At 49.7% G+C, this 11,809-nt stretch carries 8 protein-coding genes and 1 tRNA gene; 7 read left to right on the top strand and 2 right to left on the bottom strand.

Going from position 1 to position 11,809, the window contains the following annotated elements; all coding sequences use genetic code 11:
- Nucleotides 1–181 precede the first annotated feature (181 nt).
- From NYR02_RS07700 to NYR02_RS07680, 5 genes are all read left to right on the top strand, one after another.
- Nucleotides 182–2,443 (top strand): hypothetical protein, encoded by a 2,262-nt coding sequence (locus NYR02_RS07700; RefSeq protein WP_260975793.1) that lies wholly within the window; start codon nucleotides 182–184, stop codon nucleotides 2,441–2,443.
- A 78-nt stretch (nucleotides 2,444–2,521) separates the two neighbouring features.
- A complete protein-coding gene (locus NYR02_RS07695) occupies nucleotides 2,522–3,217 on the top strand; it encodes a cell envelope integrity TolA family protein (protein WP_260975792.1) in 696 nt (231 codons plus the stop codon).
- The gene (locus NYR02_RS07690; RefSeq protein ID WP_260975791.1) at nucleotides 3,214–4,521 is read left to right on the top strand and encodes a phenylacetate--CoA ligase family protein; all 1,308 of its coding nucleotides are present in this window, start codon (nucleotides 3,214–3,216) and stop codon (nucleotides 4,519–4,521) included. The genes NYR02_RS07695 and NYR02_RS07690 overlap by 4 nt, the downstream gene beginning before the upstream one ends.
- 2 nt (nucleotides 4,522–4,523) lie before the next feature.
- Nucleotides 4,524–5,300, top strand: coding sequence for a class I SAM-dependent methyltransferase (locus NYR02_RS07685; protein WP_260975790.1), 777 nt, complete (start codon nucleotides 4,524–4,526; stop codon nucleotides 5,298–5,300).
- A 112-nt stretch (nucleotides 5,301–5,412) separates the two neighbouring features.
- Nucleotides 5,413–5,489 (top strand) — tRNA-Arg (locus NYR02_RS07680).
- 174 nt (nucleotides 5,490–5,663) lie between these two features.
- Here the strand turns inward: NYR02_RS07680 and NYR02_RS07675 are convergent.
- Nucleotides 5,664–7,352 carry a class I SAM-dependent methyltransferase gene (locus NYR02_RS07675; RefSeq protein WP_260975789.1) on the bottom strand — a complete coding sequence of 563 codons (1,689 nt, stop codon included), beginning with the start codon at nucleotides 7,350–7,352 and terminating at the stop codon, nucleotides 5,664–5,666.
- Nucleotides 7,353–7,670: 318 nt separating this feature from the next.
- On the opposite strand from NYR02_RS07675, the gene NYR02_RS07670 reads away from it, so the two are divergent.
- Both NYR02_RS07670 and NYR02_RS07665 read left to right on the top strand, forming a co-directional pair.
- Complete coding sequence (locus NYR02_RS07670) at nucleotides 7,671–8,678, top strand: type IV toxin-antitoxin system AbiEi family antitoxin (protein WP_260975788.1); 1,008 nt, start codon at nucleotides 7,671–7,673, stop codon at nucleotides 8,676–8,678.
- Complete coding sequence (locus tag NYR02_RS07665; protein ID WP_260975787.1) at nucleotides 8,662–9,492, top strand: nucleotidyl transferase AbiEii/AbiGii toxin family protein; 831 nt, start codon at nucleotides 8,662–8,664, stop codon at nucleotides 9,490–9,492. Before NYR02_RS07670 ends, NYR02_RS07665 begins: the two co-directional genes overlap by 17 nt.
- Before the next feature lie 265 nt (nucleotides 9,493–9,757).
- Here the strand turns inward: NYR02_RS07665 and NYR02_RS07660 are convergent, their stop codons facing one another.
- Nucleotides 9,758–11,530, bottom strand: coding sequence for a histidine kinase (locus tag NYR02_RS07660; protein WP_260975786.1), 1,773 nt, complete (start codon nucleotides 11,528–11,530; stop codon nucleotides 9,758–9,760).
- Nucleotides 11,531–11,809: the final 279 nt, after the last annotated feature.

Below are 11,809 nucleotides of genomic sequence, written 5' to 3'. Positions count from 1 at the left end.
TGAACAGTAGTGCTTTTGGCCTATATAGATAAGTTTTTGGGGTAAATATTCGATAATCAGAGTCGTACATTTACTTTATATCGCGGTAGGGTTACTTTACTATCCCTTTTTATCTCATTCAGCTCGGATGGGATTATCCCTACCAATCATAAAAATTGCAGATATTACACAAGGATTTGGCATGCACCCATTAAGCTTACCTTTTAAGGCCAGTATTCTGGCAACCACTATTGCGCTGACGGCATGTGGTGGCGATTCATCCGGTGGTAGCTCCACCCCGTCAGGTTTGTCCGGTAATCCGGTTGGCACCGCAGTCATCAGCGTGAAAGGTGGTAACGCTAACTATCAGGCTGGTAGTGGCGGCAGTATTGAGATTGAAAAAAAATACAGTGCGGCTCCGCTGAACATTACGGTTAACGGTTTGCCGGACACTAATCATCAGCTGCCTGCCGTGACGGTTAATCTGGGTTCTAACCCCGCGAATATCACCACCAGTACGACGGTGAGTGTCGATACCACAGGCATTACCAGTGGTACGCTGTATTTGCGGGGTAACCGTATGTTCCGCTACGACGGTGCGGTCAGCGACGGGCCATCTCCTGTACCGGTTTTGAGTAAAGAAAGTACTATGATTACTGGTATTAAAGTGGCTTCCGGTGCCGTGCTGACGCTCGATTATAACGGCTCAAATGGCAACCTGTATTTGTATAACGATATACAGAACGATGGTGAAATCACAGTAGCGGCAGCCGCAATGCCTGCCAATGTTGCTGACTTGAGTTTTTACCTATTCAATTATGTTGGCTCTGGCAGCATTAACTTAGCGGGTAAAGAAACCGGCCAGCGTGGCGGTGATTTTGAGATGTATGCCAATATCGTTAACAACAGCGGCAACATTGTTACATCCGGTGCTGATGGCGATGCTTCAACCGTCGTTGGTAACAGTGGTTATGTCCGTATTTTCAGTCAGGCAGCGATTGCCAATAGTGGTGCCATCCAAACATCTGCTGGCTCCAGTAGTGGTTCTCGTACTGCGCCCGGTGCCAATATCGAGATGTACTCTCTTCGCGATCTGGTTAACAGTGGCAACCTGACTGCTTCTGCCGGTAGCGGTGTAAATAGCACTAGCCGTTACAGCGGTGGGAGTATTCGCCTTGGAGCTGGTAGCCTGCTGTTAAATACCGGAAACCTGACCACAGACGGTGCCGACAGCGTACTGAATGCGACAGAAACCGACGGTGGTGAAGGTGGTTTTGGCGGCGAAATTACTTTATCGCTGAGCGGAGAAGGTGCTGAGGGGCTTGCCTATGCGGCACCGCGTTTGGTGAATACCGGTACTCTGCAGGCGAATGGTGGTGACAGTGCTTACGATTCCTATGTAGCGGGTCGTGGCGGCAATATTCGTATTGATGTTGAAGAGTCTGATTACGGTAATGAAGTACCCTCCAATCCTGCTTTGGTTGTTGTCAGTGGCAATTTGCTGGCAGAAGGGGGGAATGCAACGGCAGTCAGTGGTTCAGGTGAAGGATTCGGTGCTCAAGGGGGGAATATTGATATTAGTCATGACGCCCAGATTAATTCTGAATTGCCGACTCAGATCGTTGGTTATGCCCGTCTTGATGCCTCGGGTGGCGATGCTCTGCGTTCAGGCAGTGGTGGATCTATTGAGATCACTGGCGAGTCTAATTCTGACGACGAGGACGATGCTGTTACCTATGCACCAGCACCATCCATTAAAGTGGCAACCGATCTGCTGTTGAATGGTGGCCAGGTTGTGACGTCAGAAACCCTGAGTGCAATTGCCCGTGCTGGTAATGGTGGCTCTACCTACCTCGGTACTTATACAGGTCATGCTTTCCTGCAGCCAGAGCTGTCATTCAGTTTTGATGGTAACGTATCTGCTACAGCGGATGATGTCAGCAATGCCAGTGATGGTAGTGGTGGATTTTTCTTGATCCGCGCCCCGCACAAAGCAACCATTCGTGGCACGATTAGTCTGAATGGCAGTAACGATACGGCTGTTCCTGCTGATGGCGAGAATGATGGTTACAATGAAGGCGGCAATGGCGGTGCCGTATTTGTTAGCAGTCAATTCAGCCTGGTCGACTTTAATGCTCAGGTGAGCGCCAATGGCGGTGCTGGTCAGCTTGAAGGTGGTGATGGTGGTTTCCTCATGCTTGCAAGCGCCAAAGGTTCTGCGATTAATGGTTCTATCAGTGTTGCCGGTGGAAATGCTTCTGCAACAGAAGTGAACGGAGATGAAACCTTTGGTGGCCATGGTGGTATGTTGTCTATCGACAGCGGTGATCTGCGTAACAACCTGCGCGCAAGCTATACCATTACGGCGGGAACGGGTACCACCGCTGGCATTAGCGGTGGTGTGTATGTTGATACCAATTGCATTGTCGGTATCTGCAGCAACAGGGGACCTATGATTCCATAACGACTGAAAGTTAAAATAGGCCGCGCGGGTTAACCGTTGCGGCCTCTTTTTTTATTATTAATATGTCAGGACGATGGAATGAGATTTTTGCTGAAAACCTGTTTCTTATTCTTGCTGAGTCAGGTTGCTATTGCAGCGCCAACGATCCAGTATCAACATGCTCAACAACGTTATATTTTTCCTGAATTGACGGTATCTGCTGAAGCGTTTTTTACTGAATTCAGTCAGTATTCCGGCATTGTTATTTATTACTACCCAGACCTGATTATTCCAGAAGTATTTCGTGGCGCATCACTGCAGGAAAATGAAGTTCTGCGATTACTGGAACAGAACTTTTCGCTGATAAAATCATTTAAAGATGCGGATTTAGCGGCGTTGCAAATTTTGCCCGAAGGTCAACTGCAAAGTGATGGTCTCAGGCTTGCCGGTTCCACTCTGGTTGAGACTTCACTGACCAGTGATGTTGTGCAGCAACAGCCAGCGTTGTTGAGTGACCAACGTGTACGTGTTTTGGAAGAAGCTGCTAGACGCGAAAAAAAGATTGCCGAGATAAAAGCCCAGCAAGAAGAACAACAAGCAGCCCGCAAAAAAAAGAAAGCGGATGAAAAAGCACAGCGCGAACAACGCCTCGCAGAAGAAAAGAAAAACGAATTTGCCAAGTTGCAACACTACCGTGATACCGACCCGGAAATTTATCAACGATTATTGCCTTTTTACCGTCACCGGTTTGGTGAGCCTGACTTTTCCGAACCTGACAATACTCATCAGCCATGATCAGCATACCAACCCCGGAAGAAGCCACTACCATTGCTATGCAGATACGCTTGCAGCAAAGTGAGCGCTTATCATCGGAGCAGCGTAGTGTGCTGCAACAGCAGTCGGTACAAGCGCTTTTGCAACATGCGCTGAATACCGTGCCCTATTATCAACAACATCCGGCCATTATGGCGATGAACGGAAATATCCAGTGGGATAAATTTCCGTTACTGACACGAACGCAGTTGCAGCGTAACGAAAAAGAGCTGTTGAGCACACAGCCACCGGCGGAGCATGGGCGGCACTTTGAATTCCGCAGCTCCGGTTCGACCGGTCGGCCTGTTCAAACCTGGTCGACGGAACATGCTCAGGTTTATTGGCGTGCATTTACCTTACGCGATCATCTCTGGGCTGGACGTAATATGAACGCCTCGCTGGCGGCGATTAAATTTTTACCGGTCGATGAGGCGCGTTATCCCGGACAACAAGGTGATCGCTGGGGGAAGTCAGCGGCAGCGCTGGGGTTTCGTGCTCCTGCAGGCTTGCTGAACAGCTCCGAACCACTGGATGTGCAATACCGCTGGTTGTGCGAGCGCCAGCCACAATATCTGGTGACCTACCCTAGCGTATTACAGGAACTGGCAAGAATTCAGCTGCGTGAGAAGCGTTTAAATTCACTGCATAACGTTTCTTCTATTGGCGAAAACCTGCCACCGTCTCTGCGTGATTTAGTGCACCGGGCGTTTGGTTGTCGGGTTCATGATGTTTACAGTTCTCAAGAAGTTGGTTATATGGCGCTGCAATGCCCACATCATGATCATTACCATATTCAGCTAGAAAATTGCCTGCTGGAGGTACTGGATGATAATAACCAGCCCTGTGCTCCAGGTCAGATTGGACGCGTAGTAATAACACAGCTGCATAATTATCTGATGCCGCTTATCCGTTACGAAATTGGTGATTATGCAATTCCCGGTGAAAGCTGTGATTGTGGAATTACTTTGCCGGTTTTACAGCGCATTATTGGCCGCACGCGAAATCTGGTGACTTACCCCGACGGCCGGAAAAGCTGGCCGGCGTACAATCCCATGGCGTTGATGGAGCTGTTCCCGCAGGCCAGCTTTCAGCTCGAACAGCTGAGCCTGGAAGAACTGCAGCTGAATCTTCAGACACCGGTTACTCCTGGTGAAGAAGATTACATGCAGGCCCGGCGGATTATTTGCGACGCTATTGGTCATGATTTCCAAATACGGATCTGTCAGGTTGAACAACTGCCCCGCAGCGCGGGTGGGAAATTTGAAGAATTTATCTCAAGGATCTGAGTATGTTTGATTCAGCTGACAGTTATCAGGACATTTTTAATCAACGTGCGGATGCTTATCACCAGGCAATGCTTAATTGGCCGGATGCACGTGAGCAGGAATTCAACGCCATCCTGCAAGGGCTGGTCATAACCGCGGGCACCCGCATGCTCGATGTACCGGCCGGTGGTGGTTATCTGGCGAGCTATCTGCCGCATAACGTACAACTTCATCATCTGGAAACCAGTGAATTGTTTGCCCGCTTGTTTGATCAGCATTGCCACTCTGGAAGTCGTCATCCGCTGAGTTTATGTTCGCTGGATCATCTCCCGCAGGCGGATAACAGTACAGACATCGCACTCAGCCTCGCCGGTCTTCACCATACTCAGAACAAACAACCATTATTTGATGAGATTTACCGCTGCCTGCGTCCGGGAGGAATACTGGTGCTGGCCGATGCCCATGCCGAATCGGCCACGGCCCGCTTTCTCGATGGTTGGGTTAATACACACAACAGTATGGGCCACCACGGCTGGTACTTTGATCAGCAAACCACAGAGCAGCTGCGCAGCAGCGGTTTTAACGATATTCATGCCGCCTGCCGCGACTATCACTGGCATTTCGACAGTGCTTTGCAGGCAGGAGAATATTGCCGCCTGATGTTTGGCATAGACCGGGCTGAGGCATCAGATGTCAGTGCGGCACTGGCCCGGGAACTGGGTTTTGACAGGCTGGCAGATGGGCGGATCGGGTTGCGCTGGCAGCTGAACTTCATCACCGCACATAAGCCAGCAGGATGAATAATCCGGCGTCCGCCCCCTATGTAACGCTTGCTGTAATACTAGAGGCCTTCGGGAAAACCGTATACAATGCGGGCACTTACAGCGTCAGCCTCCCCGGCAGAACTGTAAACCGCCCTTAGCTCAGCTGGATAGAGCGTTGCCCTCCGGAGGCAAAGGTCAGAGGTTCGAATCCTCTAGGGCGGGCCACTTCCAGCAAGACTTTCCGCGATGGTAACCACTAACCAATTTGGTTTTGAGAGCAAATTGAGACCAAAAAGTGGCCATGTTGAAAATACAGATTTCCGGTTGGAGCCGGTTTTGATCGCTGCTTTGCAATGGTCACGGTGCTGCTGCCGCGCTGCCTTCAGACAGATCAGCCGGTTATACTGTCCATTCCCAGGGTTCTTCTCCACGCTGATAAATCGCCTGCGCAGCGCGCTCGGATAAATGCTGAAATAAATCCAGCTCCCAGTTTTCCGGACGGAAACGCCCCAATGTGCGCTGCAATTCGTGCTGAAATACCGTTGTTTCAATCTGCTGGGCAAAGCGCCAGTTGCTGACAATGGCATCTTGCCGGCGGCGCAAAAATTCTGGGGTCGGAACTTTATCGCTTTTAGCTCGGTTCACTGCACTGGCCGCAGGTAATAAATTCCACAGGTCATTGTTGTGCCAAAGGGAGAATGGCAGCACATGGTCAATATCCATCGTTGCCATATTAATGGAGCGATCACTCCAGACGCAGGTAAGCGGCGATGCTTCAGCATATAAGCGCCGTGCCAGTCCTTGCTCACGTTCCGGATCTTCTGGCTGAATTAAATACGGCAGAACGACACCCCGATGAATGGCAGGATTAATGCGCTGGGAAAAACGTTCGCATAATTCCGCCCAACGCAGTAACAGAGAATCACGTATCCAGTAACCGGATAAACAAAACTCCCGCCACAAATCGACCTCCAGCAAGACCAGCTTGCTGGCTTTGTCGTAGCAGAACATTTCTCCCTGAGCGGCGTGTTGTACCGGGCCAACAATCAGCGTGCGACTTAAAACGCTAAGCGTTGTGTGCAGTTGCGTGGCGAGCAATGAGGGCAAATTGTTTTTCTTCCAGCCCAGCATGCACAGGCTGTAAGTCACTACTGGATCAGTACCGTATTCAGCCTGTGCCAAGCGGATCAGTTGTTCCAACGCCTGCCGGAATGCCGGCGGCTTACTGCTGCCTGGTGCATCGATATTGCTCTGCGGAATATGCAGCGGTGCTGCCATCAATGGCCAATAATAGTGCAGCCAGCACTCCGCCAGTGCCTGTACCGGCATGCCGACATAACCGTTGCCAAGCCAGCTTACTGCGCCGGCATCGCGGTCGGCCATATCACAGAAAGCACGCAACAACGCCAGCTTGTAGGTGGCGACTTTTTTATCGTGTTTAAGTACCGACTCAATCCGGTCAAGCGGCCGGTTATGTTCAGCTGATTTTTCAAATAACAAAATATTCCAGCTGACACCGCCACGGCCAAGCGAATCCTGAGTTGTGAATTGGCTGATTAATACCAGGCCTAATTGTTCGGACAGCAAACGAACCCGGTCGGCTTCCATCGGTAAAAATAAGCGCCCCTGAGCATCGCGAAAATCGGCATCCAGATCATCGCGAGCAGCCGGTACGGACATTAATAATCGCCCACCAGCCTTGAGCAGATTGCGCAGATTAACGAAGGCTTCCAGCTGTTGGCCGGCGGGGATGTGCATTAATACGGCGCTGCAAATTACGCCATCAAAACGCTCATGTGTCGGTATGTCCGGAAGATGGCCTGGCTGTATCCGTTTGTATAATTCCGGACTATGCGTGATCGCCATTTCTCTCATCGCTGCGACAGGTTCAACACCATGTGCGTCATAGCCCTGTTTCAATAGCGCTTTAACGTCACGGCCAGAACCACAACCAACGTCCAAAACCCGACTTCCAGGTAAAAACGCCATGGGGAAATAAGGCATTAAAGGGCTTTGCACCGACTCATAACGGGCAAAAACATCCTGTACGTTGCGCTGGTAGAAAGAGAGGGTGTTTGCGTCGGTCATATCCATCGGCCGTGAATTGTTATGAATGTATCAGTAAGTCGCGAGTATGATCAGCCTTGGTCCTCATGAGCGCAACTGTGTTGATTCGCGACACCGTTTTAGATTCGTGTCACATACATAGCGGGCCCGGGACAAAGTCGTTTTTGCGCTCGGAGAAGCTGGTGCCAGGAGCGGGATTTGAGTGCTCTTATCAAGTGAAGACAGAGGAAAGCAGTGGATCTGAGCCCCCAGGAAGACATGCGACTTGCAACCCAATCAGTGCTGCAGTATGTTCAACATCATTGAACGTTCATTTTTATTGAACAATTGGAGCTGGCGATGCCCCACTCAGATTCACTCAACGATGGTATCCATTCACTGGCCACAGCCGTTCAGCTCCCGGTAGAGATCGTTGGGCTTAACAGTCCGTTGTCCAATAACGGCTTGGGTATCAGTATCGGAACAGCAACAGCCATACCGCTGTTCTCTCTGGTTCAGGAAGCTGACAAAGCGGAGTTTGGTGAGCTACTCAGCCGGGATGGTGCGCATCGGGTTGTCTTTATGGATCACATATCACCTGCAAAGGCGACGAAGTTGAGGGAAGCGGGTATCCAGTATCTGGATGCTTCGGGCAATGCCTTTATTCATCAGCACGGCCTGCACATCGTTGTGATCGGAAAGAAGCGTGCGACCGCTGCATTGAACAGAAAACAGCTGCCGGCCGAGATCAAAACCGGAAAGGCTTTTCAGCCGGCTGGTTTGAAAGTTGTTTTTGCGTTGCTGGCCGACCATGAGCTGGCAAGAGCTTCGATGCGGACCATTGCTGAACGGGCTGGAGTATCGTTGGGATCGGTCAGTGCCATCATCAAAGATCTGACTGCCCACGAGTATCTGGTGGGCAGCGGGAATCAGCAGGAACTGATCAACACCAGCCAACTGGCTAACCGTTGGACAGAACTCTACCCCTATAGCATTCGGGATAAGGCTCATATCGGCCGCTTCACGGCTCAGGCCCCGGATTGGTGGCAGGCATTGCCGACGGATGTGGATTATCAGATCAGCGGCGAGATTGCTGCACTCAAACTCACCGGATACCTGAACCCCAAAGACGGCATCCTCTACGCTGAAGACGCTCAGTTGCCTGCCCTTATGAAAGCCGGTCGGTTACGGCAATTGAAAACCGATGAAAAGCCAGAATTCATCATTGATATCTACCGACCCTTCTGGAAAGTGGATAGCGCAAAGCATATTGCGCCTGAACTGATAGTCGTCAGCGATTTGTTGTCAACGAGCGACCCCAGAAATGTGGATGCAGCCAGAAGGGTAATGAATGAATACCTTGATTGATGTGACCGGTAAGCTGCCACGCGGTCTGGTCGAGATGTATCGGAAGGTCGATAACTGTGCCAAAGGTCTGGGCATTGACTACCTGATTGTCGGAGCCATGGCACGAGACCTGGTTATGCACCATGGCTTCGGCGCTCATATTGAGCGCGGAACCCGGGATGTGGACTTTGCGATCCGGGTGGCCTCATGGCAGGAATTCAGTACATTAAAAGAAGCACTGTCTGCCCAGGGGCTTTCCGTGGATCAGAAGCTGGCCTATCGGCTGGGCTTCGTCGATTCAGACAGCTTGCCCTGGGAACTGGATATTCTGCCTTTCGGCAACGTGGTCGATGCGCATCACGACATCAGCTGGCCACCTGATGGTGACTTTAAAATGTCGACACTGGGCTTTGTGGAAGCACTGCATCAGGCATGGCAAGTAAAGATCACGCAGGCCCCTGAGTGCTTGGTTAAGGTCGCAAATCCTGTCGCCATGATCATTCTTAAAATGGTCGCATGGACGGAGCGGGACCGCGAGCTAAGAAAGAAGGACGCTGCAGACATCGGCTACATTCTGCAGAATTACGCCAAAATCCCCTCAGTCCTCAGCCGTCTTTACGAGGATGGGCACATGGAACGTTGCGACTGGGATGAGGACATGGCTTCCGCTGAACTTCTGGGGATTGAAATAGCTGACGTATCAGCAGAGCCAACCCGTCAGTACATCATCAAACATCTGGTGGAAAACCAACCCAACAGGGCAGCTTTTGCCCGGGATATGAATCCCATCCATGGCACTCAATGGTTAGACCGGCTTACTGATCCGCTGGTCTGAAATCATTCTGAACGTTAAGCATCCGGACGTAACGCCTTTAGCGGGTGTCCGGATTTATTGAACCACTACACTCGGGCTGCTTTCGCGAACCCATACTCAAAAACTCATTTTATGGTGCCAACCTGTGTGAGAAATAGATCCGGCCGATAGGGCTTGATGAGTCATTCTCTGGCCACTGCATACTGAGTAAATTGCGCAGTGTTCAGCTTCTCGACTCAAAAAATCCAGTACATGGCCTTCGGCGCCGGGTGTGGTATAGGTAGTCTCAGGTTTCAGACTCAGGTACGGACTTCCGAACAGACTCGGGAGTAAAGCTGAAATAGACGCCGGTTCCCCCTTCGTTACGTCGTTTAATTTCCGCATTGCCGGAAAGCTGATAAGCCCGCTCCTGAATAATCGCCATGCCATAGTGGTTACGCTTTTCCGGATCAGTATTGATACCGATGCCATCGTCTTCGATTTCCAGTGTTACTTCTTGCTGGTCATTACTGCAAAGACTGATGTGTATGTTTTTGCCATGAGAGTGGTGGATGGCATTCTGGCTGGCTTCGCGGATTATCTGTAATAAATGAATTTCTTCCTGAGGTGATAAGGGGATGTTAAAAATATCGTAGTTCAGGGATATCTCCATTTTAGATTGCTCATGAAACTGATCCACGGTTTTCTGCAGTGCATCAAGTAACCCTTTGCCATCGACTTTAAGGCGGAAAGTTGTCAATAACTCGCGCAATTGTCGGTAAGCAGAATCTAAGCCTTGCTTAAGTTCGGTGGATACATCCATCATCATTTCGAAATCTGAATTGCCTATTGCCCGGTTAAGACGGGTTACCTGAATTTTCAGATAAGATAGAGCCTGAGCGAGAGAGTCATGTAGCTCACGGGCAATGACGTTGCGCTCTTTCATCAGCGTAATCCGGCGGATGTTTTCCTCCTCACCCTGCAGGCTCATTGCAATAGCAAAAAGGTTGGCAACGGAGGTAAACAGATCACGCTGCCAGCGCAGCAGCGACTCCGGATGACTGTTTAGGGTCAGAACACCATAGTCTCTGTTTTCTCTTGAGATCGGGAAATTAATCTGGGATGTATTGTCGGTAGTTTGCGTCAGGCAGTCTCGGCAATTGCGTGAGCGGCAGTCATCATCCAGCTCTTTACTGCCATTAATCTGCAGATATGGAATATCCCCGCTTTCTGTCAGCAGGCAGAGTTCAATATTGTCGATACCTGTTACTACGGAAAGCTCTTTCAGGATGTTATTAAAATCTTCTTTCCTGATTTCATGGGTACTGGTTCGTCTGGCCAGATTGTAGAGAAAGCTGAGCGTTTTATTGCTGTTCTGCAGCTCGGCTGTTTTCTCTTCAACCTGTTTCTCCAGCGATTCATACATATAAGAAATGGCTTTGCACATATGTTCAAAAGAACGGGAAAGCACACTCAGTTCATCGGTTCCTTCCGGTGGCGAGATATTGCAGGAAAAATCACCACGGCTGATCTGGCGGGCGGTATTGGTCAGCTCACTCAGCGGTACGGTAAAGCGCAGATGTATCCAGTAGATAACAATGGCAGACAGAATCACGGTAATAAAAAACGCAATAATCTGGAAAGTTCTTAACGTCCGTATTTTTCCTTCGGCGTTATGCTGAATAATCAATACTAGGTGATTCAGGTCATCAACAAAGGCATTAACAAGATTTAATTTTTCTTCGGTTTCTGTTTCTGAATCACTGACTTTATCGGCCAGTAATATTCCCCGCTCACCCAGCTCGTTAAAGAACTCTGTTGATTTGGCATTTCTGACGACATTTTTCATTATTGGGTTGTTGAAAATACTGCGGATGATTTCTTTATTGTCACTTGCTGCTTCAGGATCTGTCAGCAGACGATAGCTGTGCATTCGTAAAGAGCCTGCACTGTTAATGGCATAAGCATCATTGTCGGTCTGATCTGAGAGCCAGTAAGAAACCAGAATTGTTGATATTGCCATCAGAATAATGGCGCTCATGGCGAGGTTGATGCGGGTAATAACCGATGTCTGTTTCATAGTTTAAAAACGGTAAATACGACTGAACGGTTATCTTACCCGCAGGATGTACTCAGGGATATGGCTGTTATCACCGGACTATATGCGAATGCTTATTATTAGATAGGATTACTTTTAGCTACTCCCCTTGCTTCCGCAGTCTTGATTCAGCGCAGTATTTTTTAATAGTAAAAAATAAAATCATTTAAAATCAATGATTTGTAAAATAATTTATTTACCACTTTGTGAGTATTTTTGTGCGCAGGACGACGTTTTCCGGCCCGTGACGCCGGCCCGGCC

Source organism: Thalassolituus pacificus, assembly GCF_025318105.1.
Taxonomy (GTDB): Bacteria; Pseudomonadota; Gammaproteobacteria; order Pseudomonadales; family Oceanobacteraceae; genus Venatoribacter; species Venatoribacter pacificus.
The sequence above is the reverse complement of the archived record's forward strand: the minus strand, read 5'-3'. Positions and strand labels throughout refer to the sequence as shown.

What these genes read in the sequence shown, in the direction of transcription:
- NYR02_RS07670 (WP_260975788.1), top strand. Translation starts at nt 7,671, where the DNA reads ATGCCCCACTCAGATTCACTCAACGATGGTATCCATTCACTGGCCACA.
- NYR02_RS07665 (WP_260975787.1), top strand. Translation starts at nt 8,662, where the DNA reads ATGAATACCTTGATTGATGTGACCGGTAAGCTGCCACGCGGTCTGGTC.
- NYR02_RS07695 (WP_260975792.1), top strand. Translation starts at nt 2,522, where the DNA reads ATGAGATTTTTGCTGAAAACCTGTTTCTTATTCTTGCTGAGTCAGGTT.
- NYR02_RS07685 (WP_260975790.1), top strand. Translation starts at nt 4,524, where the DNA reads ATGTTTGATTCAGCTGACAGTTATCAGGACATTTTTAATCAACGTGCG.
- NYR02_RS07700 (WP_260975793.1), top strand. Translation starts at nt 182, where the DNA reads ATGCACCCATTAAGCTTACCTTTTAAGGCCAGTATTCTGGCAACCACT.
- NYR02_RS07690 (WP_260975791.1), top strand. Translation starts at nt 3,214, where the DNA reads ATGATCAGCATACCAACCCCGGAAGAAGCCACTACCATTGCTATGCAG.
- NYR02_RS07675 (WP_260975789.1), bottom strand. Translation starts at nt 7,352, where the DNA reads ATGACCGACGCAAACACCCTCTCTTTCTACCAGCGCAACGTACAGGAT.
- NYR02_RS07660 (WP_260975786.1), bottom strand. Translation starts at nt 11,530, where the DNA reads ATGAAACAGACATCGGTTATTACCCGCATCAACCTCGCCATGAGCGCC.